The 24172-nt window shown below is 54.4% G+C and carries 18 protein-coding genes; 2 read left to right on the top strand and 16 right to left on the bottom strand.

What is annotated here, in order from left to right:
• Nucleotides 1-45: 45 nt before the first annotated feature.
• The 11 genes from AC0LWM_RS14380 to AC0LWM_RS14330 all read right to left on the bottom strand — a co-directional run bounded on the left by AC0LWM_RS14380 (nucleotide 46) and on the right by AC0LWM_RS14330 (nucleotide 14315).
• A complete protein-coding gene (locus tag AC0LWM_RS14380) occupies nucleotides 46-1467 on the bottom strand; it encodes an extracellular solute-binding protein (protein ID WP_474675639.1) in 1422 nt (473 codons plus the stop codon).
• 113 nt (nucleotides 1468-1580) lie between these two features.
• Entirely contained in the window at nucleotides 1581-3716 is a 2136-nt protein-coding gene (locus AC0LWM_RS14375; RefSeq protein WP_474675638.1) for an alpha-L-rhamnosidase C-terminal domain-containing protein, read from the bottom strand.
• 285 nt (nucleotides 3717-4001) lie between these two features.
• Entirely contained in the window at nucleotides 4002-5018 is a 1017-nt protein-coding gene (locus AC0LWM_RS14370; protein WP_474675637.1) for a LacI family DNA-binding transcriptional regulator, read from the bottom strand.
• 279 nt (nucleotides 5019-5297) lie between these two features.
• Nucleotides 5298-8456: a hybrid sensor histidine kinase/response regulator gene (locus AC0LWM_RS14365; RefSeq protein ID WP_474675636.1), complete on the bottom strand. Its 3159-nt coding sequence runs from the start codon at nucleotides 8454-8456 to the stop codon at nucleotides 5298-5300.
• 111 nt (nucleotides 8457-8567) lie between these two features.
• Nucleotides 8568-8759, bottom strand: a complete 192-nt coding sequence (locus AC0LWM_RS14360) for a hypothetical protein (protein ID WP_474675635.1) — start codon at nucleotides 8757-8759, stop codon at nucleotides 8568-8570.
• A 217-nt stretch (nucleotides 8760-8976) separates the two neighbouring features.
• On the bottom strand, nucleotides 8977-9783 hold the full coding sequence (locus AC0LWM_RS14355) for a TatD family hydrolase (protein WP_474675634.1): 807 nt from the start codon (nucleotides 9781-9783) through the stop codon (nucleotides 8977-8979).
• Between the two features lie 91 nt (nucleotides 9784-9874).
• Entirely contained in the window at nucleotides 9875-10429 is a 555-nt protein-coding gene (locus AC0LWM_RS14350) for an RNA 2'-phosphotransferase (RefSeq protein WP_474675633.1), read from the bottom strand.
• A gap of 20 nt (nucleotides 10430-10449) precedes the next feature.
• Complete coding sequence (locus AC0LWM_RS14345) at nucleotides 10450-11676, bottom strand: RtcB family protein (RefSeq protein ID WP_474675632.1); 1227 nt, start codon at nucleotides 11674-11676, stop codon at nucleotides 10450-10452.
• A 98-nt stretch (nucleotides 11677-11774) separates the two neighbouring features.
• Entirely contained in the window at nucleotides 11775-12557 is a 783-nt protein-coding gene (locus tag AC0LWM_RS14340) for a nucleotidyltransferase domain-containing protein (protein ID WP_474675631.1), read from the bottom strand.
• A gap of 60 nt (nucleotides 12558-12617) precedes the next feature.
• The gene (locus AC0LWM_RS14335; protein WP_474675630.1) at nucleotides 12618-14054 is read right to left on the bottom strand and encodes an RtcB family protein; all 1437 of its coding nucleotides are present in this window, start codon (nucleotides 14052-14054) and stop codon (nucleotides 12618-12620) included.
• Between the two features lie 135 nt (nucleotides 14055-14189).
• Entirely contained in the window at nucleotides 14190-14315 is a 126-nt protein-coding gene (locus AC0LWM_RS14330; RefSeq protein WP_474675629.1) for a hypothetical protein, read from the bottom strand.
• A gap of 169 nt (nucleotides 14316-14484) precedes the next feature.
• On the opposite strand from AC0LWM_RS14330, the gene AC0LWM_RS14325 reads away from it, so the two are divergent.
• Complete coding sequence (locus tag AC0LWM_RS14325; RefSeq protein ID WP_474675628.1) at nucleotides 14485-15003, top strand: YecA family protein; 519 nt, start codon at nucleotides 14485-14487, stop codon at nucleotides 15001-15003.
• Between the two features lie 582 nt (nucleotides 15004-15585).
• Here the strand turns inward: AC0LWM_RS14325 and aroC are convergent.
• Nucleotides 15586-16641: a chorismate synthase gene (gene aroC, locus AC0LWM_RS14320; RefSeq protein ID WP_474675627.1), complete on the bottom strand. Its 1056-nt coding sequence runs from the start codon at nucleotides 16639-16641 to the stop codon at nucleotides 15586-15588.
• A gap of 112 nt (nucleotides 16642-16753) precedes the next feature.
• Here aroC and AC0LWM_RS14315 point away from each other — a divergent pair, with 112 nt between their 5' ends.
• Complete coding sequence (locus AC0LWM_RS14315; protein ID WP_474675626.1) at nucleotides 16754-17662, top strand: LysR family transcriptional regulator; 909 nt, start codon at nucleotides 16754-16756, stop codon at nucleotides 17660-17662.
• Nucleotides 17663-17743: 81 nt separating this feature from the next.
• Here AC0LWM_RS14315 and AC0LWM_RS14310 read toward each other — a convergent pair whose 3' ends face one another.
• From AC0LWM_RS14310 to AC0LWM_RS14295, 4 genes are all read right to left on the bottom strand, one after another.
• Nucleotides 17744-19312 carry a methyl-accepting chemotaxis protein gene (locus AC0LWM_RS14310; RefSeq protein ID WP_474675625.1) on the bottom strand — a complete coding sequence of 523 codons (1569 nt, stop codon included), beginning with the start codon at nucleotides 19310-19312 and terminating at the stop codon, nucleotides 17744-17746.
• Nucleotides 19309-21306, bottom strand: a complete 1998-nt coding sequence (locus AC0LWM_RS14305) for a chemotaxis protein CheW (RefSeq protein ID WP_474675624.1) — start codon at nucleotides 21304-21306, stop codon at nucleotides 19309-19311. Before AC0LWM_RS14305 ends, AC0LWM_RS14310 begins: the two co-directional genes overlap by 4 nt.
• A gap of 35 nt (nucleotides 21307-21341) precedes the next feature.
• Nucleotides 21342-21776, bottom strand: a complete 435-nt coding sequence (locus AC0LWM_RS14300; RefSeq protein ID WP_474675623.1) for a chemotaxis protein CheW — start codon at nucleotides 21774-21776, stop codon at nucleotides 21342-21344.
• A 345-nt stretch (nucleotides 21777-22121) separates the two neighbouring features.
• Nucleotides 22122-24071, bottom strand: a complete 1950-nt coding sequence (locus tag AC0LWM_RS14295) for an Ig-like domain-containing protein (protein ID WP_474675622.1) — start codon at nucleotides 24069-24071, stop codon at nucleotides 22122-22124.
• Nucleotides 24072-24172 lie beyond the last annotated feature (101 nt).

Below are 24172 nucleotides of genomic sequence, written 5' to 3'. Positions count from 1 at the left end.
CTTGTTAGCCCCAGGCTTCCCCCGGGGCTAACTGCTGTGGCATCGCTACTTGTACTGATCCTGCAGCTCTTTCAGCTTGGCGTTTAACGATTCCGTGCCGCTCGGGAAATAATCGTGGGCGCTTACGCCTTCGTTCATTCCTTTGCCGAAGGTCCATCCACTGACGAATTCGTCCACCAGATTGCCGCCGATCATCGGAATAATGCCGTGAATTTCGCCGATTTTGGATGCATGCGCCAGCGCATCGACGTTTAAGCCTTTATACACCTCGGCATTTTTGAAATAGTCGACGATTTCCGCATTCGGCGTATTCGGGAACGTGCCGCCGATATCGATCAGAATTTTTTGCCCTTCGACCGATGCGGCCCAGAACTTCATGAATTCCCAAGCTTCTTGCTTATGCGTGCCCGCTTTGCTCATGAACATCGGGTTGTCGAACACCATGCCGACTTGCTTCGCGGTGCCTTTCGGGAACGGCGCGACGTCCCATTTGAATTTGAGCGAGCCTTTCCAGCCCGGAATGAGCGGGGACACGTGGATGGTGAACAACGCTTGGCCGTTCGACCACAAATCGTAATCTTCTTTCAGGCCTTGTTCCACTTTCCCTTTGCCGTTCAGCATCGTGCCGTCTTTCGTAATCCAGTCGGCAACCGACTGCAGGTCGTCCAGCACCGCCGGATCGTCGCCGAGAAACTTCGTGTAGTCTTCGTTCATCATAACCGTATGCGGGGCATGGCCGTTTGCCACGGGCAGCGCTGTCGCGAAAAACTGCAGGAAGTAGGCGCTGGAATCGAAGCCCCAGTTTTTCTCCGCCGGTTTGGTCGCTTTTTTGGCCATGTCGACCATTTCGTCGAAGGTCCACTCGTTGCTAGGCGCCGTAAGTCCGTATTTGTTCAGCAAATCTTTGTTGTAGAAGATGAGGAAGGAGTCGTTGCCGCGGGACAAGGCGTATTGCTGGCCTTTCCACTGGAATTGCTCCAGCCGGCCCGGGCTGAATTCGTAATTTTTGAAGTCCGGGTCCTTCTCGATGAACGGCGTCAAATTTTCGGCGAAGCCTTGGATGATCGGCGTCATAAACGTATTGTGCCAGAATAGGTCGATCGGTTCGTTTGCGGCAACCGCTTGGGTCAAGCCGTCGATCATTTTTTGCCCGTCGCCGATGTTGACGATTTCGACCTCGATGTTCGGGTTTTTGGCAGTAAAAGCGTCGCCAATTTTTTTGAAGGCCGAATTCGGATCCACCCATGCGGCGATTTTCAGCTTCACTTTTTCCTTAGGCTTATTGTCCGTATTCGCCTCCGGCTTCGGATCGTCCGCCGCTTGCGGCGTGTCCGTCGTCTGCTTCTCCGTAGGCTTTGGGTCTTCTTTGGCCGAATCGCCGCCGCTGCCGCAGGCCGCTGAAACGAATACAAGCGTAATAATCATTGTCAACATGGCTAACTTTCGCAAAACTACGTGTTTCACCATACTGCTCCCCCTCGACAGGAATAATTTTGTGATCGAAACTCCTATTTACTCCTTGATGTCGCAAGCAACGATGTCCGTTTATGGCTGGTGGCGCCCACCACCTCCTTCACGGGTCATGTGGACACCACTTCATTGCGACCGCTCATCGATTTGCGCATCATTCCATCCTTGATGCTCCACTCGATAAAGAGCGGACCGTTCGGCGTGCTGACGGCTCCCCGGCATTCGGTTAATCCCGCAATCGCATGCGGGTCGAAATGCACTTGCTTGTAGCCCGGTTCCAGCGGCCGCACGCCAAGAATATATTTGCTGATCCACTGCACCGGCGTGCTGGCCCAGCTGTGGCATAAGCTCATCCGATAAGAATCGTACGCGGTATATGTCGTTTGCGAATCATGAAAATCGGTTGACGGCTGCGGCGACAATACGACGCTTTCCCAGAATGTCGTCGCGCCCTCGTCAAGCATCGTGCCCCATACGATGGAGATCACTTCCCAAGCTTTGTCGTGCATTCCGTAATTGGAATAACATTCGGCAAGCCAATAGGCGGATAAAGGCGTTATTGGATCCTGAAGCTTATAACCGGCCAAAAATTCGACCGCTTTGTCACCGCTCACATAACCGCTCATGATCCCGATTAAAGGCGTAATGAGCGCGGAAGCGCTTTCCAGAAATTCCGATTGCGCGATTTGCGGATCGGGCCAGTCGGTCTCGAGCTCCAATTCCGGAATATAAGCAACAAGAGAACGAATATGATCCTTCATCATTTTCAGGATCGCGTTAAGACAAGCCCACGACTCTTCCTGACGCATCGGAACCCATTCGATAAAAGCTTGATGCGGGTTCAGCAAAAACCCCGTTTGCCGATCTACGTTTTCTTCGACCCAGGCAAGATGCTTGCGCAAATCGGATTTCATGTCGAGGACAAATTGACGGTCCCCCGTATGAAAATAATACTCCCATAGCCCGATGACCCACCATAACGTGTAAGACGGGATCGAGTTCATCCAGTGTCCGTAAGGCGTTTGCCCCAGCTCGGCGATCGCCCGCTTCAGCACCGTAAAATCGTTCCACAATACGTAATCCGCCTTGCCGGCCATGTAAAAATCGTATGCCCAATTCAGCCGGTCCCGTTTGATGCCGTCCCATAATCCGATTTGATGGCAAACTTTGTTCGTATGTACGGATACGTTATAAATTTGATCGAGCAGCGGCAAGTCGGTACGGATATTTCCAATTTGCTCCAACGAAATGCCAACCGATTCGAATTCGATTTCGAGATGGAACGGGTCTGCTCCTGCCGAACCGATAAAAAATTGCAAATAACGCATTCCTTGCGGCAGTGTTACGAATTCGCTTTTCCCGGGGATCGTGATGCATTCGGTAATGCAAGCGTCGTAATGCCGCAGCTCTTGCAGCGATTCCGCGCCGTTCCAGAGTATCGTCGCTTCATGAATGCCGTTGTTTCGAACGCGAAAACGGATGTTCATCTCCTGCTGAAGATCGATAACGGCTTGAGGCACCGTCGTTAGATCGGTTTCGTTCTGCATGGAGCGAAGAAGCTTCCATTCGTTCTGTTTGAGCAGGTGGTAGAACAGGTGCCGGTCGTCCCGTTTCGTATCGAAACGAATATTCCGGGTCGCCGAACCGATAAGATGGAGCAGGTGCTCGTGGGCGGTAATCGTAATCCTGCCGGATGAAATAACTTTGGCGTGCCGGATCGTTTCCGTCGTTATATCGCCATAGCCTCCGGCTACGAACCATTCCGGTCCGTTGTCGAGATCGCCGTACGGTTCCTCGCCCAGTCGGCATACGATTTCGGCCCTGCCCTCGTCGGCTTCCCACGACTCGTCGGTTACGAGCCAGAATCCGTCTCCGCCCTCGATGTACGCGATGCAGCCAACAGTCCGTTCGGCCAAATGAATGCTGACGGGACTTAACGGCATCGGTTCGCCGCAGCGGATGACGATGCGTACCGTATGGCGGCCTTGCCGCAGCAAGGAAGTCCAAGCCGGCAGCTTCGTAAACATCGTTACATGACGCGGATGTTCCTTGATGACGCCCATCGGCATTCCGTCCAGTTCCACCTCGGCTTCGCCGGTGCAGGCAATACTCATCTCGAGTCCGATCATGTCGCGTTCCAGCGTAAACGATTTGCTCAGCACGAGTTGTTTCCGCCTGGCTCGCTCCGGATGCCAAATCCAGCTCGGCATCAAATCCGGATCGATTTTTTGATCATGTATCTGCATCTGTTTCTCTCCATTATGGTTTCATTTTTATCTTGCACATGAAGCAGACAAGCTCGCCGGATGCATCACCTCCCGCATGATAACGAGGTACAAAAACGTTTTTGTAATGTGGATAAAAAAAGCTTGAACCAAAAAGAAAATGCAACATGCTTTTGGAACAAGCCGGTGAAACCGAATTTATATGCAGAAGAATCAAAGTTGTCGTGTCGGGTACTGTGGGTCGTTGTTGGTATGTTGCCGGGTTGTTGGGGCACTACCGGGCTGTTGCCGCATCTTCCCGAGATTTCAGGATGACTCTCGCTCGTACATGCTGCAAGGCAACGTAATCGTTTGAATGTCATCGTAGTTGATTTCGCCTTCAATCAGGCTGATCAGCAGCTTGCCGGCCTCATAGCCCATGTTCGGCATCGGCAGCTCCACGCTGGTGATCGAGGGGCGGGAAACCTGGGAAACCGCCGTATTGTCGAAGCCGACGACGGCCAAATCGTCGGGGACATGGTAACCGAGCAGCTGCGCCCGCTCAATGACGCGCGAGGCGATGACGTCCCGGCCGGCGATGATCGCGGTAGGCCGGTTTTTCAGGCTGAGCAACAAATCCGTTTCCTTGTACCCGCTGTCCGGCTCGAAGCTGCCGTACGCGATCAATTTATCGTCTACGCCGATGTCGAAATCGTTCAGCGCTTTTTTGTAGCCGTTCAGACGATCCAGCGATGCATCCACTTCAATGGAGCATGGCGTAATAAATCCGATCCGGCGGTGGCCCTTGTCGATTAAGTATTGAACGGCCAAGTATGCGCCTTGTTCATTGTCCGCATTGACGCTGTGGCACAACTTTTCCTTATAGGGGCGGCCCAGCAGGACGAACGGGAAGCGCTTCGTCACGAGTTCTTTGTAAGGACGCTCGCTCATCTTCGTGCCCATCAGGATCAAACCGTCCGCCGATTGCTTCCGGTAGATGTCGAGCAGATGATCGTCCAGCTTCTCCGATTGCGTCTTCTGGAAAGAAAGGAGCAAATCATAGTTTTTCTGGCCTGCGGCCTTTCCCAGCCCTTTGATCACATCGAGCAGAATGCCGTTCTCCAAGGCGTCCGCCGTCTCCGGAATCGCGAGTCCGATGTTGCTCGTCTTCTTCGTCACAAGTCCCCGGGCGGATTGATTGGGCCGGTAGTTCAGACGTTCGATCGCCTCGAATATTCGTTTTTTCGTGTCCTCTGCAACGTGAGCGGAACCGTTCATCGCAAACGAAACCGTGCAAACCGCGACCCCGGCTTCTCTTGCAACATCTTTAATGGTTACGGCCATTTCGAATCTCCTTGCCAACAATAATAAAATGAGGTGCAATTTGTAATAAAATGAAGGGCAATCGTGAAAAAACAAGTTGCAAATCGTTTTTGCAAAAACGTTTTTACAAAAACGATTTTGATAATAAATTACATGATCTTGAAACCGCTGTCAATAGGGTTGCCGAGAAAAATATTTTTCGCGATACTTACTGGTTTACATTGTCGGAAAGACTTTGATTTCAAACGAAAGCAGCGCCGAATCCACCTGAGATCCGACGCTGCTTCCGCTATTTCGATGCTAATGCGGGATCGCGAACGATATCGTCGTGCCTTTGCCCGGCTCGCTTTGAACGAATAAGCCCTTCCCGTACATTTGCGTCAGCCGTCGATTCGTGTTCGACAGACCGATACCGCTTTGGCCTTTGGCTGCCTGATCCAGCAACCGGCGAACTTTGGCTTGCTCCATCCCGACCCCGTCGTCGCTGATTTCGAACAGCACGGAGCTATTCTGGCGGACGATGCGGATGCGTACCGTACCTCCTTGCACTTGGCGGGTTAAGCCGTGCCGGACCGCATTCTCGACGAGCGGCTGCAGCGTAAGCGGCGGCAGAAGGATATCCGTCGCCGGGTCAACCTCCCATTCGATGGACAACCGCTCTCCGAACCGCTCCTTCTCAATGTACAAGTAGGCGCGAACAAGCTCCAGCTCGCGGAACAGCGGCACCCGCTTCCCGGCACTCAGGAAGTCGAAGCTGACCCGCAAATACGACGCGAAAGCATCGCCGAGCTTGCGCATTTTCTCCGTATCGATATCGCTTAGCGCCAGTATCGAGTTCAGCGTGTTGAACAAAAAGTGAGGATGAATTTGCGCCTGCAAATAGGCGGCCTCCATCTGTAGGCGCTCGTCGATCGAATGCTTTAGCGTTGTCAGCGACCAAATCCGGTATCTCAGCTCCAGTGCGTCGACCGGCTTCGTCACATAGTCGTTCGCTCCCGCCAAAAATCCGGTATAAATGTCCTCGGGCTGGCTGCGCGCGGTCAACAGCAGCACGGGAAGCTCCGACAGCGAGAAGTTTTCCCTGACCTTCCTCGTCAATTCATACCCGGACATATGCGGCATCATCACGTCGGCGATCAGCAAATCCCATTGTTCTGCCGCAAGTAATTCCAGTGCTTCCTGGGCCGACGCCACCAGCCTCAAGTTGTATTGCTCCGACGAAAGAATGCTGCCGAGCACCTTCAAATTGACAGGATCGTCGTCGACGGCGATAATGTTCACCTTTCCGTGCGCAGCGGAAGGCGCCGACGGCTCTATTGCCGCGGCCCATTCGACCGCGGCGGGGGCGGGGAAGCTCCATGAGCTCCACGCATCTTCATTTCCTTGGGCCGCGGGACTCGACGAGCCCGGGCTAGCGGAAGCGAGCTCCGCCGGGGTGGCTAGCGGCAGCGTGAAGCTGAACACCGAGCCTTTTCCCGGCTTGGAAGAAACGGTCAGTTCGCCGCCGTGCAGTTCGACCAGCTGCTTGCTGATCGTCAGGCCCAGGCCGATTCCTCCGCCGCCGTTCACCCCGCTCGCTCCTTGTTCGTAAGGCTTGAACACGCGAAGCTGCGTTTCCTCGTCCATGCCCGCCCCGGTGTCCGCGATATGAATGACGGCCTGCCCGTTTCGCACCTCGGCGGACACGGTCACCGAACCTTCGTCCGTAAACTTGAGCGCATTGTGCACCAGATTGAACAAAATTTGCACCAGCTTTTTTTCATCCGCCATGACGGCCGGCATCGGCCCCATATCCAGCTTCAGCTTCACCGGCTTCCCTTCCGTCATAAAATCGAGCATGTCGAATACGCCGGAGATGAGCGACGGGACATGCAGCGCTTCCTTGCGCAAGACGACCCGTTTTTCCTGAAGCCGCGCAACGTCGAGCAGTTCGTCGATCATATGCGACATCCGGCGGCTGATAATGACGAGCAGCTCCATATCCCGCGAGCTTTTGCCGTCCATCACGTTCCTTTCTTTGGACAATACGGTCCGGGCGATGTTCATGATGCCGTGCAGCGGCGTTCTCAGCTCATGCGACGTGTTCGCGAGAAACTGGTCCTTCAGCTTGTCGGAAATGCGCAGCTGTTCGTTGAGCTTGGCGTTTTCCTCGGCATTGCGGAAATACCTTCTGAACCAATACGCCGAGAAAAAAATGAGAGCAACGATAATATCGACCGGATAATAGGAACTGATCGATTCCGATCTGAAAAAAAACGCCCCGCCGAAAACACTGGATGCGACGCTCGTGGCCGAAATGAGCAAAAATACGGCATCTTTCTGATTGCCCGCGACCATCCGGCCGATACGAATCACAAACGCAAGAAGCGGCAGCAAATAAAATAAAGCGAACAAGCGGAATGAGACCGAGTAATAAACGGCCGATGCGGGAGCAGCCGCGATAAACGCCGAGTAAAGGCCGAGCAAGGTCAAATATGTGTAAAACAGCTTCCGTCCTTTTTCCCGATCGGAGAAAAATCTGGCCATCAGCAGCAAAAAGAAGGAGATCCACATATAGGAAAGCAGCCTGATTTTTATCGCCCATGTATAATTTAACGGCAGCCACATCTGCAGCAGGCTGTCATGATCGGAGATGACCGAAACGCCCGCCGTCAGCATCAGACAGCAAAACGCAAGGAACGCCATATTGCGCGGGTTGAACAAATAGAGCAGGCAAGCATACAAACCGTGCAGCAGCAAAATGACGAAAACGACGAGCTGAAAGCCGACGGAGTACATCCGCTCGGTGTCGATTGCGGCCTGTGAACCGAAAAGAATCGATTTGGCGATGCCGCCGTCAAGCGGGGAATCAAAATTGGCCACGCGTATGAGCACTTCAAATTCTTTCGCATCATCTGCATCGTAATACGCAGGGTAAGAAAGCATCTTGGGCTTATATTTGTCAGCCTGCTCCGCGGGTTTGCCAAAAACGGCCTTCGTTTTGCCGTTGATTTCAACTACGGAGGATGCCTGAATCTTCTCGATCCAGAAGGCATACGGCTGGTCGAGCGGTTGATCGACGAGGATTCGCAGACGGTACGTCCCGTAACCCAAGGAAGACTCGGCCGCACTGCCCAGAGCGCCCCGCCAGTCGCCCGGTACCCGGATGAAACGCGAATCGGGCGTGTTTTGTCGCTGCGCGATGTCCTTGTGCGACAACAGCGCCCCCGGGTAAAATTCCCATTCGCCGTCCAGCGTGACCGAATGCATGCCCTCGAAATTTAGGCCGCGCAAGTCGATAACGCCTTGAACTGCGGGCGGGTGCTCCGGCGCGTTGCCGATCGTTTTCCAAAACCACCTCACGCCAAGCAGGAACATTAACAAAGTAATAATCGTTACCGCATACTTCAATACGGTTGCTGTTCGAATGTTTTTCATACATTTCAAAATTCGACGAATTTCCCGTTTATCCTTTTTCATGCCACCTTTCGAGCGTCGAGTACAAGTAAAAGTGGTTTCAAGCAAAAGCTCCCCCTGAATCCACAGTTCGGCAGGGGGAGCTTCCTTGTTATCGATAACGGTTGAAGCCGGTCAAGCGGCCTGCTTCTTGCCTTTTAAGAACGACAATACAAGAAGAATTGCTCCGATAGCCATCAGAATAATGCCGAACATCGACTCGTTGCCTTCGCCGAAAATTTGAATGACTTTGAATTGATACCCCATCATCGGCAGGATAAACGAACCAAGCCCAATAATCAGCAAATAAATACTTAAAGTTCTCATCGAAAAATCCACCTTTTCTACATAAAAAATTGTGGTCTGGACTTTACCCGGACCGTTGTCTTGCGATCGTGTTCCACGCGGCTGTTGCAGGAATGATCGCCTACCAAGTCATATATCGGAAAAAAATCTTTTTTTATGAATTTTTGATGCGATCAAAAAAGCAAATTTAAAAAGCCTCTGCAATCGCAGTCGAACTGCGGTCAGAGGCCTCTTACATTCAGGACAAACGAAAAAATCGTTTGGCATTATTCGCTGCCGCTTCCGCGACTTCTTGTGCAGGTTTGTTCATATAGCGCGCGATCGCCTGCACGACATGCGGCAGGAACGCGGGCTCGTTCCGCCCGTCAGCAGGCCTTGGCCGCAGGTCCCGCGGCGTAAGGAACGGCGCGTCCGTCTCGATCATCAGCCGGTCGAGCGGAATGCGCTTCACGAGCTCGCGCAATGCGAGCCCGCGGCGCTCGTCGCAAATCCAGCCGGTGATGCCGATGTAATGGCCGCGGCTTAGATACGCGTCGAGCTCTTCGGCTGTTCCGGTGAAGCAGTGGACAACCGCGTCCGGGAGCCGCCCCGCGTACCCGTCCATGATTCGGACAAAATCGCGAAAAGCGTCCCGCTCATGCAGGAATAGCGGCAGTTCCTGCTCGCAAGCCAGTTGAAGCTGCGCGTCAAACCATCGCTCCTGTACGTCGCGCGGCGAGAAGTCGCGGTTGAAGTCTAGCCCGCACTCGCCGATCGCCACCACTTGCGGCTGCTCCGCCAACCGGCGCAGCTTGCGAAGTGTGTCGCCGTTGCAGGATCTGGCATCATGCGGATGCACCCCGGCTGTCGAGTACAGCCGCCCCGGATACCGTGCCGCGTAGTTCGCCGCTTCCTCGCTGCTGCGTACGCTCGTCCCCGTGATGACGATCGCCCCGACTCCCGCGGCATCCGCACGTTCCAGCACCCGCTCCCGGTCGGAAGCAAACGAGCGATGCATCAAGTTGACGCCGATATCGATATGTTGAATAAATGAATGGTTCATCATGAACTAGTCCCTTCCTATCAATCAATCTAACAATCTACTTTCATTCTTTCAATCTTCCATTCTTTCATTCTTTCATCCCCGCAGCATCCGGCTATCTTCCCTCGTGCACCCGGCAGCATGCCGCCGGGACGAAGTCCGCAAGCCATACCTCGTTGCCGGCAAAATAAAACGTAACTCCCAGCTCGCTCGCGAGCACCGTATCGACGGCCAAAATCTCCAGATCGCCCCTGCGGCTGCCCGCAAGCGATGCGAAGTCCAGCCCTTCCGACATATGGACGTATTGCCGGTGCAACGGCTTGATGCCTTCCCGCAAAATATCCGGCGCAACCATCCGATTCGTGCCGTGATACAGCACCTTCGGCGGCGTGCCCGGCACATAAGCCACACGCACGCTGCTGTGGCCGTATCTGGCGCGAATCCGCCCATCGGCGATTTCGAAGCGCTGCTTATCCGAATTCGCGACCACTTGCTCGATTTGCGCCTTCGTTACCCCGTTTAATTTCGGCAACCTCTGAATCGTCCGCAGCAGAACGTCCAGCTCGCACGATCCGTCGGACGGATCAAGGCGAATGCCGAACGACTCCGGCGTGTGCCGCAATATTTTCGTCATCAGCTTGCTAAGCCGATGTTCCTGTTCTTTCAGCATCCGTTTTCCCTTCTCTCTCGTTAATCTTTATAAGGATCGAATTCGTCCGCGCCGGCCATGCAGACGCCGATCGGCTTCAGCACGTGCAGCACGTCGATCGTTTCGTGGTGCGCGTCCAATACGTCCTGCAGCTTGCGGTACACGAAAGGGCTTTCGTCCGTGCCTGCCCCGCGCAGCTCCACCCCATACGCCTTTACGGCGGCTTGCATTTGCTCGGGCGTAATTTGCCCCCCGGTACGGGTGCGCTTCTTCCAGTTCATTTTGCCCGCCGCTTGCGTCCGGCTCATGACCCGCCCCGCCCCGTGTACGGTGCTGTAGTAGGCATCCCGGTTCTCCTCCGTATCCTTGCCTCGAACGATAACGGAGATGTCGCCCATGCTGCCGCCGATAAAACCAAGCTGCCCCGGCGCGGAAGGCGTCGCGCCTTTGCGGACGACCATCACCTCGCGCCCGCCATGCGTCTCTTTCCACGCGAAATTATGATGATTATGCACCTCGAAGTCCGCTTCCGCGCCAACAATCGCCAGCACCTGGCGAATGACATAATCGCGACCCGCGTAAGCGTAACGGCCGGCCAGCTTCATCGCGCGGTAATACATGTCGCCAAGCTCGCTGTCCAAATCCAGCAGCACGGGCGGCTGATCCATCTTCTCACCCGGCGCGTTCGCGAGAAAATCCCTTCCCGCGGCGAGATTGATGAACCCGCTTGCCGTCTTGTGGCCGAAGCCGCGGCTGCCGAAATGGTTGCCGATCCAGAGCCGTCCCGACTCCAAATCCTCGAATAAATCGACAAAATGATTGCCGCTGCCGACCGTTCCCAGCTGATCGCGGGCGAGCGCCTTCAGCTTGTCGTGCTCCTGCTTGCCAACCGCCGCATAAACGGCCCAATCCGGATCGTCGAACAAGTCGTGGTCTACTTTCGTATTATTAACACGGCCGACGCCAAAAGAAATGCTTCGCGCGATGTCGTCCATCAGCCGCCCGATCCGCGGCATCACGTCCTTCGCCATCACATTCGTCCGCACCGCCTTGTTGCCGCAGGCGATATCGTAGCCGACGCCGGACGGCGACAATTGCCCGTCGTACACCACCACGCCGCCGATCGGCTGGCTGTAGCCTTTATGATGATCCGCCATCATGAGCGTTTGCACGACATGACCCGTTTTGGAACAAGTGATTGCTTGCTCAAGCGCCCCGTAATCGGGATTACCCCATACCCGAACGCCGTCTATTATTTGAAATGCCATCTTTGATCTACTCCTATCCCCGTACAAAATCTGTCCAAACCGGAAGTACAGGTCGAAATCGAACTGTAATCTCCACTTTCCCGAACCTTCACTCGCTGCTATCCCCAAACTTCCTGCAGCGCCGAACGGAACAAAGCATCCAGCCGTTCGTCCTGCTCCGTGCCCGATGCCGGAACACCCGCCGCCGCCTGTTCGAAATAATCGATTTGTTCATTCAGAAAATCATGAATTGCCGTAATCTTCGGCTCATAGTCCAGTTCCTCGCCGGATATTTTGCGGTCGAGCAGCCTGCTAATTTCAAAGTTCAACGCACTTTCCGAAGGCAGCAGCTCCTTCAGCAGCCGGTCGAATTCCATCGGCGGCATCGTGCCGTTGCGCTCGATCCACATGCAAGCCAGCACCGGGCGCAGCACGTAAAAATATTTTTTGATTTTTACCCGGTCCCCTTGCAGGTACTCCCGAAAGTTGCCTTTCGCCATATGCAAATAATGATAGACGCACGACCTCGGCGAAAACGTGAGCGGCGACAGCTCCCGAATTTGCCCGGCAACCGTAAACCGCTCCATGTACCGGATCGGCGACTGCAGCCACTCCAGCAACGGCGGATTCGATTTGCGGAACAGCAGCAGTGCCTTGCGCAAATCCCAGCCATTGATATCAAGCATATCGCTGATCGGCCGTTCGATGACGTCTCGCTTGTCGAAGATCGACAAATACCATTCCGGCTTCCGGATGTAGATAAACCGAACGTCATAATCGCTGTCGCGCGACGGGAATCCCCATGCTCTGCTCCCTGACTCGCACGAGTACAGGATGCGTACCTGTTCTTCCCGCTCGATGCGCTCCAGCTCGCTTAAGATTTTATCGTTGATTTCGCTCATTTTCATAAACCTCCACTGTCCAAAGGCTCAATACATGGTCTAGTTTCCATCGTCTTCATCTCAGGCTCCTTTCACCGCGGCGAGCGGCTTGCATTTGGCGACGACGTCGGCCAGCCCTGCGCCCACGACGCTGTCGATGATCTGATCGACGTCCTTGTACGCCTGCGGCGACTCGTCGATTATCGACTCCAGCATCCGCTGGTTAACGACGATTTCGTCTTCCTCGCCGACGCGCAGGGATGCCTCGAATTCGTTCAGCGTCACGAGCCGTTTCGTCGCGGACCGCGAGCGAACCCGGCCGGCGCCGTGGCAAATCGAATAATAGTTTTGCCGTCCCTCGGGCCGGCCAACCATGATGTACGAGGCCGTTCCCATCGAGCCCGGTATGAGCGCGGGATGGCCCGTGGCCGCATACGGCTCGGGATTGTCCGGATGGCCCGGCGGCAGCGCTCTTGTCGCCCCTTTGCGGTGCACGAACAACGGCTTGCCGTCATGGCGTTCCTCCCACGCATAGTTGTGCATCAAGTCGTACAGCGTCGTCATCTCGAATTTCCCGCCGAATACGTCGCGGCAAGCTTCCCTTACACTGTAAGCGATGAGATGCCGATTGACGACCGCATAACTCAGCGCTGAATACATCAGCTGAACGTACGCCTGACCTTCGGCGCTGTCGAGCGGTGCGTACACGAGCTTCGGATCGGCTGTGCCATGACCATGTTGATGCATCGCCTTCACCATGGCGCTTGTGCCGATCTGGCTGACCGCCGCGCCCCACGCTCGCGAGCCCGAATGGATCATGATGACGATTTGCCCGTCAGTCAGCCCCCATTGCTCCGCAATATCGCGATGCGGCTCGGGAATTTCCAGCGCCTGAATTTCGGCGAAATGGTTGCCATTCCCGAGTGTTCCAAGCTGACGGTGCGACCGGTGCCATACCGGCTCCGGCATCCGATCCAGGTACGACTCGTCGAACGAGAACTTGGCATGCTCCACATGGGTCAGCGAAGTTGCTTTGCGTGGCGTGTAACCGTCCGGGACATATTTTTTCGGCAAGCCGAACAGTCCTTTCCTCAGCACATGCTCCACCCGGATATCGGAATAATGCCCCCGGGCATGCTCCTCGACCGGCAAAAATTTCTCGATCGTCTTCACCAGCTTCCGGCGCAGCTTCACGTCCCGCAAATCGTCGCGATGCAGGTTCGTCACATGGACCCGCATGCCGCAGCCGATGTCGCTGCCTACGATCGACGGCGATACGAACCCGTCCTCCATCCGCCAAATGGCCGTCGTGCCGATGCAAGTTCCGACGCCGACGTGGACGTCCGGCGTATAGCTCATATAGTGCCGGTTCGGAATTTGCAAGTTGTTGTTCGCCATATCGAACACTTTATAATCGAGCGACGCGAATAAAGCCTCGCTCGCATACACATGCAGGTCGCCCGCGGGCAGCTGCATTTTTCGGTAAAATTCACCTTTTTCCCGTGCCAATGTTTCCATAAATACGTAATCCCTCTCTATATTCCGTTTCGTCTTGAATCCAAAAAAAAGCAAAAAACCGTAAGCCCTAAGAGCCTACGGTCGTATCGTCATGCAATGGTTAACTATGCCGAATACACCCGGATCGCATCCGCTTCAGCTTCCGCCGGGATGTCCGAGGTCTTGTGCAATAAGGCCCGTAGAGGCCAATGGGACAATATACGTTATGCAGTTGTCAGGCGTAGTTACATTCTGATCTTCGAACTGATTAAGCCGGATCATGTCGTTGGCCTCCTTTCCAAATTCAAGATATTGCTATCATAAGGGCGGCAGGGATTGTTTGTCAATCGGAAAATAAACATTATTTATTGACTATATTAATTTTTTCTATTGATAGGCAAGCGGGACAAACAACGATATAATACTAGGGATAAGATATAGGAGGTAAGTGATGAAGAAAATCGGAAGAAACGAGCCTTGTCCGTGCGGAAGCGGACTCAAGTACAAAAAATGCTGCCTGGACAAGGACAAAGCAAACAAGGTCGTACGTGTAACAAATGGTGCGGAGGAACAAGCGCAAGCAGCGGTTTCCGAAGTTGCTGCGGCCGTTCAGGCACCGGAGCCAAACCAACAATCGGTCGTTGCTCTCATTGAAAGTGTCGAATGGGGTCAACCTCAATATAAGATTACCGCAGAAGCTATTGTGGAACAGATGACCGACGTTTACGAGGCGCCGCAAGTCGCGGAAGCCGTCACGCTGTGGAACGAATATGCCGGCAGCGTTCAGCCGCTCATTCGGAAAGCGGGCGTGTATCCGGCCGCAATCGAGCTCGTAATTGCCCAGCAATACGAACGGACAGATATTACCCGCAAAGCGCTTGCGCAAAAATACGACGTATCGGAATCGACCATTTCGCAGCGCGTGCTCGACATCCAGAATTTTGTCCAGTCCAAGCTGGCGGGCGCTTAAGCATTCACTCGTTAACACGAGCGTTTCCGCGCTTTTTGCCGAACGGGCTGTCCCAGAAGTTAATTTATGATTTTGATATGATCCCCGCTTGGAGTATAAATTTCGCTTATAAAAAGGACCTCATTCCCCACAAAACAGTGGAGTTAGAGGTCCTTCGTTTATAAGATGTGAAGCATGACGCGACATCGCAAGTGCCAGCTAAGCAAGTTTACACGAAAATGCCGCAAATAACTGGAAAACATGATGTTAATTCGAGAGGGTCAGGTGCTTTTAGCGAAATAACTGGAAAACCTCCATTTAAATTTTGTCCAAACTCAAAAAATAGGTGAAAACGGCAAAAATAACTGTAGGTTTTCCATGTAATGGATCAACAAAAGGAAAAATCGCAAAAAATAACTGCATGTTTTCCAGTTATACGAACGCAGGTTGATCGCGATGACGGTCATGTTTCAAAACACCTCCCGCGATCTCAACCTTCCGACAAGCAACGTGCCATCGCGCTAACTACTTATCGGGAAATTAGCGAAGGTAAATGACATCAAACGAACGCCCGCATCGTAACGTTATATGCGAATCCTTCCACTAATCGTGCAAAGCCGCCTGGCGCTTGTACAAATCTTCTAGAACGACGCAAGCCATCGCTTCAACGACGGGCACAACGCGCGGGCAGATGCACGGATCGTGCCGGCCTTCGGTGACGATGATCTGCTCCTCCCCGTTCGTGCGAATTGTACGCTGCGGGACGGAAATCGACGACGTCGGCTTGACCGCCACGCGGAATACGATCTCCTCGCCCGTGCTGATCCCCCCGATGATGCCGCCGGCATTATTGCTCAGAAACCCGCTTGCATCCATTGGGTCGTTATGCTCGCTGCCGAGCATGTCAGCCGCCGCAAAACCCGCCCCGAATTCAATCCCTTTGATCGCTCCGATCGACAGCATCGCCTTCGCCAGTTCCGCGTCGAGCTTGTCGAAGACCGGCTCTCCGATGCCCGGCTTCACGCCGCGGATGCGGCACTCTACGATGCCGCCGCAGCTGTCGCCGACCGCTGCAAGCGACTCGATCTTGTCGATCATGCGAACGGCCGCTTCGGGATCGCAAGCTCTGACGGCGTTGCTCTCTATAATGCTCTCGTCGAACGTCTCGCAGCGAATGCCGCCGATCGCAACCGTATAAGCAACCAGCTCTACGCCGCGACGCTCGAGCATCTTCCTTGCCACAGCTCCGGCCGCTACGCGGGCAGCCGTTTCCCGGCCGGACGCCCTTCCGCTCCCGCGGTAATCGCGAATGCCGTATTTTTGCAAATACGTAAAATCCGCATGTCCGGGCCGAAAAGAATTTTTGATATCGTCATAGTCATGAGACTTCATGTCCGTATTCCACAACATGACGAGCATCGGCGTACCGGTTGTTTTCCCTTCGAAGATGCCCGACAGAATCGATATTTTGTCATATTCCTTACGCTGTGTGGTAACCGAGGACTGGCCCGGTTTCCTGCGATCCATTTGACGCTGAATGTAAGGCTCGTCGATTTCGACGCCCGGCGTCACCCCGTCGATGATGACGCCAACCGCCGCCCCGTGCGATTCGCCAAAGGTCGTCATTCGAAATTGTTCTCCGTACGTGCTTCCTGCCATCGTGCATCTCTCCCTGATCCGATTGTATTTTGTCGATACATTCAGTATAGTGACTATATTGAAATAAATGAAATCACAATACTAAACGTTTGCCATAGAGAGGATTTATATCATGAATCCGATTCAGATGGAATGGTACCGTATGTTCATGTACACCGCCCAATTGGGCAATCTAACCAAAGCGGCGCAGAAGCTCCACGTGACGCAGCCTTCGGTCAGCTATGCGATTAAACAGCTGGAAGAAACATTAGGCGTTAAGCTGTTCGATCGGCGATCGAAAGGGGTTGATCTGACGCATGAAGGCCGAGTGCTGCTAGGCCATGTAGAGAAAGCTTTTCAAACGTTGATCGACGGGGAGCACAAGCTCCTATCGATGAAACAGCTCCATGCGGGCGAAATCCGCATCGGAGCAAGCGGCGCGGTCATCAAGCATATTCTGCTTCCGATTCTGGACCTGTTCCATGCCGAGCATCCTGAAATCCGAATCAAATTATCGCAAGGGAAAACTTCGGAGATCGCCGGGAAGCTCAAAGACGGCAGCATGGACGTAGGTTTCGTGCATTTGCCGCTCGCCGATCCCGAGCTCGACGTCAAGCCGTTCATGACCGTCCAGAATGTCTTTGTTGTCGGCGAGTCTTTCCGCGATAAAGCGGAGCAACCGCTCTCCACCGAGCATCTGCTGCGAATTCCTTTGCTTCTTCTATCGCCCGGCAGCCATACCCGGCTGTTGCTGGAGCAATGGTTGTCCGCGCAAGGACTGGCAGCCGAGGTCGACATGGAACTGAGCAGCGTCGATATGCTGGTCGAATTCGCCCGGCGCGGGTATGGCTCCGCCTTTGTCGCGCGCTCTTACGTCCGCAAGGAGCTGGCGGAAGCACTGCTGTTCGAGCTGCCGACGATTGTGCCGATTCCGGCAAGCTCCCTTGGGATCGCCTGCCGCCGCGATACGACGCCGTCGCTCGCAGCCGCGGCGTTTTTGGACATCCTAGAGCGGCACAAAATAAATGCGAGAGAACCGTAAACGCAACAAAGAACGTCACATTGGATTGGACGTTCTTTGAACGTATTGCTCTATTGGTTCAGGCGGCAAGCGACTTCGGGGCTAAACCTTGAACGCGCCGACGTAGGTCTGCAGTTTTTCCGCCATATGCGCGAGCGATTGCGTGGACGATGCCGTTTCCTGCGCCGCTGCCGCCGACTGCTCGCTTGTCGCGGCGATCGCTTCGACGGAGCCGAGCACATCCGATGATTGCGCCGTCTGCTCTTCCGTGGCGGCGGCAATTTCCGTGATCTTGTACGAGGTGTCCTTGACGATCGACATGATTTGATCGAATGCTTGGCCGCTTTGCTGCGAGGAAACGACCCCGTTTTCCACCGCCGCGACGCTTAATTTCGTGTTACGCTGCATTCCCTTAATAATCTCGGTAATTTGCTTCGTCGCCGCGCTGCTTCGTTCGGCTAGCTTGCGCACCTCGTCGGCGACAACCGCGAAGCCGCGGCCTTGCTCGCCGGCGCGCGCCGCTTCGATTGCAGCATTCAGCGCGAGCAGATTCGTCTGGTCAGCGATTTCGTCGATCACCTCGATGATTTCGCCGATCCGCTCTGAATCCTGCGCGAGCAGCGACATTTGCGCATTCAGCGCCGTCATGCCTTCGATCGAAGCGAATATGACCGAGCCGCCCTCCTGCGCGATCTTCGTCGCTTGCTCCGACAAGCTTGCGGCCTGTTCGGCATTCCGCGCAACCGTGTCCATTCCGGCGGTCAGCTCCCGGAATAGCTCGTTGATCGTGATCGCCGCGTGCGACTGGCTTTGCGTGCCGCTCGCCATTTCCTCGGTCGTCGCGGAGATTTGCGTAGCCGCCGCGGATACGCTTTGCGCGGAGCTCATAATATCGCGGACGAATTGCTGGTAGTTGCCGAGCATCCGGTTGAACGAACCGGACAATTCGCCGATTTCGTCCTTGCTCGTCACCGGCAGCCGGGCTGTTAAGTCGCCTTCGTTCTCCGCAAGCTGGCCGAGCTTATCAACGACAAGGCGGAGCGGCATTAATTTGCGGAACAACAAGACGACGAACAAAATCATGGAGACGGAAACGACGGCCACGATAACGATCAGCAAATACAGCACGGTGTCGAATTGGCTTTCGGCAGCGGCCGTGTCGCTCTCCGCGCGGTCATTCATCATCGTCTGAAACTGGTCGATCGGCGCCATAATCCGTTTGACTTCATCGTTGTACTCTTGGCCGAACATCAGCTTGCGCGCTTGGTCGAAATCTTTGCTCTCCACCGCTTTCATCGCCGCGTCTTCCGTCGCTACGAGCTTATCCGAGTTTTGCTTCGCCTGCTCGATCAGGTCAAGCTCCTGCTGCGGTGCGCCCAGCTCCTTCAGGCGGGCGACGACGCGGTCACGCGTTTTCGTCTCGTTGACCTCGCGCCAATAGTTGTCGTAGTGAATTTTGTCGCCGAACTGAACGTACTGCCGCGCCTCGTTCGTCAACAATTTGGAGCTATCCGCCAAATCGATGCCAAGCTGCTTGAATTCCGCTTGCCTTAATTTCGCTTCATGCACATGCCGGAAATTCGATTGCAGCAGCAATACCCCGCTGACAAGCAGCAGCGATAATACGACAAACGATACTCCCGTCCATTTCAGCAATACGGATATTTTCATATGGACCGTCTCCCCTGCACCATTTTTGAAATGCCGATAACATCGAGAATGAGGGCTACATTTCCGTTTCCAAGTATCGTCGCGCCGGAAATCCCTTCTACCTTGCCGATATATGAGCCTACAGATTTAACTACGATCTCCTGATTGCCGATCAGCTCGTCGACGACAAGGCCGAACCGTTTCTCGGCAACGCCGACGATGACGATATGCGCATGCTTCCGCTCGGCCGCGCTGCGTGAAAATCCGAACCAATCGTTCAGCCAAACGAGCGGAATCGCTTTGTCGCGGATGATAACGACCGGCTGTCCGGTTAACGCGTGAATGTCCGTTACCGGCTTTCGCACGATCTCCACGACGCTGCCCATAGGCAGCGCGTACGTGCGACCGTTCAGCTTGATCAGCAGTCCGTTCAATATCGCAAGCGTAAGCGGCAGTTTGATCGTAAAGCGAGTGCCTTCCCCTAGCTTCGTTTCGACATCGATCAGTCCGTTCAGCTTCTCGATATGGTTGCGCACGATGTCCATGCCGACCCCGCGGCCGGAAACGTCGCTTACCGTCTGCGCGGTGGAAAATCCGGCCTCGAAAATAAGCTGGATCAGATCGTGCGGTGACATCGCCTTGGCCTGCTGCTCCGTAATCAGCTTCTTGCGGATCGCCGATTGCTTGATCTTGTCCGGGTCGATGCCCGCGCCGTCCTCCTCGACCGTCAGCACGACCTGATTTTCCTCGTGCGCCGCCTTCAGCTTCAGCGTGCCTTTGCGCGGTTTGCCTGCCCGCTCCCGGGTGTCAGCATCTTCGATGCCATGATCGAGGGCATTGCGGAGCAAATGGATGAGCGGATCGCCGATTTCCTCGACGACCGTCCGGTCCAGCTCCGTTTCCCTGCCTTCCATGATGAAATCGACCTCTTTGCCCAGCGAGCGAGCCAGATCACGGACCATGCGCGGAAACCGGTTGAACAGCTGCTCGACGGGCAGCATTCTTGCTTTCATGACGCTTTCCTGCAGCTCGCCGACAACCTGCGCGATATGGCTTGATATTTGCTGCAGTTCCTCGATCTCGGATTCGGCGGCATACTTCATTTTGAGCAGGTCGCCGACCATCGCGATCCGCGTTTGATCGATCACCAGCTCGCCGACAAGATCCATCAGCTTCTCGATCCGTTCGACATCGACCCGAACGGTTTTGGCCAGCGGCGATTTGACCGATTCGGACGAGCCGGCCCCGTCACGCGGCTTTTCGCTTGCAGGCTTCAGCGGCGTATCGCCATAAGACTCCGCTTCCGCTTCGGCAACCAAAGCCAGATGAACACCGGCAACGTCCGACGTTCCGCGGAGCTCCTCCTCAATATGCCGGGCAAGCTCCTCCGTATGCAGGACATACGTTATTTTGGCAAGGCATTCTTCGTCTTCCGGCTCTTCGTTCAGCTTCGGAACGGTATGTATGACGTCGCCCAGCTGCTGGAGACGGCATAAGATGACATGCGCCCGCGCCCATCGCATCGTGCAGCTATTTTCCAGCTCCACCTCGCACCGGATCGTCTGCCTTTTCCTCTCCGGACTCGATCCTGCCGTACCGGCTCCCCGTATTTCCGGTTCGTCAGCCGGCAGCGAGCCGTGCTGCAGCACATGCTTCAGCTGGGCGACCAGCGGTCCGACGTCCGTTCGCAAGGCGCCTGCGCTAAATTCGCCTTTCAGCTTTCGCAAATAATCCAGGCATTCGAACAGAACGTTAACGACGGCATCCGTCACCGACAGTTTGCCTTGGCGGATCAAGTCGAAAACGCTTTCCATTTCATGGGTAACGCCGGCCATTTCTTCGAATCCCATCGCCGCAGACGAGCCCTTGAGCGTGTGGGCGACCCGGAATATGGTCTGAATCCGCTCGGGATGTTCTCCATCCCGCTCGAGCAGCAAAATTTGCTGATCCAGCAATTGGAGCTGTTCCTCGACTTCATCCATGAATGCGTCCATCATGTCTTCGCGATTGAACATGTTCTCCACCTCCTTGCCGTTTATCGCCTTATTCTTTATTCGTATAGCAACCGATCCATTTTCAAAATACAGGCAAGACCGTCATCCAAATATCCGATACCTTCAAGCCACGCTTCTCCCATGCCGGAAGCAAGGGAAGCAAGATCGGGTGGAGGCTGGATGTCGTTGAACCGCTTTACCTGGTCGACGCCATCGACGATAATGCCGATGACTTCGCCGCCGTAGTTGACGACAACGATGCGTGTCGCTTTCGTATAAGCGATTTTTGGCATGCCGAATCGTTTGCGCAAGCAAATGACGGAAAGGATTTTGCCGCGCAAATTAATGACGCCTTCAATATAGTGCTTGCAATTGGGAACCTCGGTAATTTCCTGCATCCGGATTATTTCGTGAATATCCTCGATGCGCAGCGCAAACTTCTCACCTTCCAACGTTACGATCACGTATTGATCCATCAATGTCTCCGACATAGGCCGCCCCCTTAAGTCCCTTCGTCATGTAACCGCACCGCCAAAAACGAGTATCGTTTCCCGTTACGGAGCTTGGAAAGCTCGCAGCCCCGGCTTTCATCCCCTAAATTCGTTCGATTCCTTGGTCATAGCAATTTCATTGTGAACGAAATTGTGACAATTTCATATCACCATGCATTCCTTATTTATCCTCCTTTCGACCCAGGAATCCGTTCCTATACAACAACATTTGACAAAGTCTGGGCAACCGGAATCCTATGAATAAATAGCGACTTCAGTTTGATACCGAAAATGCAAAAAGAGCAGACGCCGCAATGGCCTCTGCTCCCGTTCGCAATAGGAAGACTATTCCCAGTTGAATTCGTTCAGAGCACCCGGATGCCCCGCCGGGGAAAACGAGTCCATGAATTCTCTCCACAGATCGGATGCCAAGATAAATGACAGCATCGTTCTCAGAAGCTTCTTCAGTAGCTCCTTAAACATGTCCGTCTCGGGATTCGGATTGCCCGGATCGCCTGGATCAGTCGGGTTGTCTTGAATGACTTGCATCGGAACGATTGCCTCCATCGACTCGTATCGCACCGCAATAACGGTGGAGCCTTCTCTAACGGCATCAACGTGGCCGTCGGCCGAGACGGTTGCGATCTCCGGGTCAGCTGATTCGAATACACTCTCCACAGTCACGTCCCGAGACGAGCCATCGGTGTATTGAGCAGAGACTTGGAGCGTCTCCGTCGCACCGGCAGCGAGCTCAAGCGATGACGGTTCAACGGCGATCCGTTCCAGCTGCGGCTCTTCCGGTTTCGATCCGAGTACATCGTACAGTGACCCGCCTAACCGGATGTGCCAGGCTCCCCCCGACCAGAACGCCTTCGCTTTCTCTTGCGACAGGTCAACCGGCTCGCTCCGTCCTGCCGACTCGTTCTTGCTGAACAGAAGGCGGCCGTTATACGTATAAGCAACATCACCGTTCGGCCCCAGCGCATTGAATTTGCTGTTCGCCGTACTCGTCGGAGTTAACTGGACTTCTTCCCCTTCCGGGGAGCGCACCCAGAGCTGTACTTGCCCCTGCGCCGTCAATTTCTTGTATGCCGTCCAGCCTCCGCAGACGAGATAATCGGTTCCCGGCTGCTTCGAACGCTGCGTGCCCGGAAGCACCGTTTCCGTTCCGTTCTCCAACAGGACAAGTCCTATGACCGTTCCTTGCTTATCTGTCTTCAGCGCAATGATACGGTCACCATCGATCATCACGCCCCGATAGTTTGCATTAGGATCGGTCGTTACCTTTATTGGTCCCGAACCGCCGGCAAACTTGAACAACTGGACAAAATTGCTAATCGTTTTGCTGTATACGACTACCCCGTCTTCATTGACGACGTGGTCCCAGTTCCCTTTAAGGCTCGATTCGATAACGGTTGTCTCTCCGCTGTCCGTTTTCTCCAGCACTTTGCGGTATGTCGTACTGGCTTGATCCGGATTGTTGGCCAGATTGTAAACCGCATACGCCCCGGCACTGCGAAAGCTTCTCTCGTGCCGGATCATGGAGCCGTTACGCCATTCCATCAGCGATAGCTTGCCTGAGGTTTCGTCGCGTGCTTCGACGGTTGCTCCGTGCGAGGTTAAATAAACTACACTGGGAGTCTCGCCGACTTTTACCGGAAGCTCTTCCTCGGTTTTTAGCCCTCGATGAGCGATACGGATGGCATGCGCATTAGCATCGAAATAAAGGATCCGATCCTCATCGCTGTCCAAGATCAACCCGCGCACCGTATCCGTCTTTTGCAGCAAAGGGTGCTCGTCTATATAAACCGGTATTGTTCGAACCCCACTTTGCCCTCGGTCATCCTGCGCCCTTACGAACAGCGTCACTTGTTGTCCCTCGTACTCTGCAAGCGAGACCGTTTGCCCAATGCGGTTCTGGCCCGTGGCGATCGTCTTCTTTTCGACAGAAACCTCGAGCGACATACAGCCTGCGGCGCCGTCATCCGTACAAGACAGGTCCAATTCAAGGCCGGGTTCTGCAACGGCAAAAGGAACCGGCGACACGATATCGATTTTAGGTGGGGCATCATGAATAAAAGGCAGCGAACCCGTAATGATGCCTCCGTCCACATCGACGGCTTTTACGACTACAGCCGCCTCCCCCACAGGCAACGAACGGAGATCAAACCTTACGCTATACTCGCTATCGCAAGACCTGCCGCAGCCGGACTCAGGGTTCAGCGACGTCTGTAGATCGCCGACGGAAGCTTGTAAGCTTGCTAGTGGGATTTGAGTGTTAACATTAAACCCCAAGAAGAGATAATCCCCGACAAGTGAATTGGGAGAAGGTTCAATGAAGTCGATATTGCCCGGCGCCGATGCGCCCGAGATTGGCGTGATCCATGACGATAAAC

It is taken from the genome of Paenibacillus sp. sgz302148, assembly GCF_056120465.1.
Note: the sequence above shows the minus strand (reverse complement) of the source record. Positions and strands in the feature narration are given on the sequence as shown.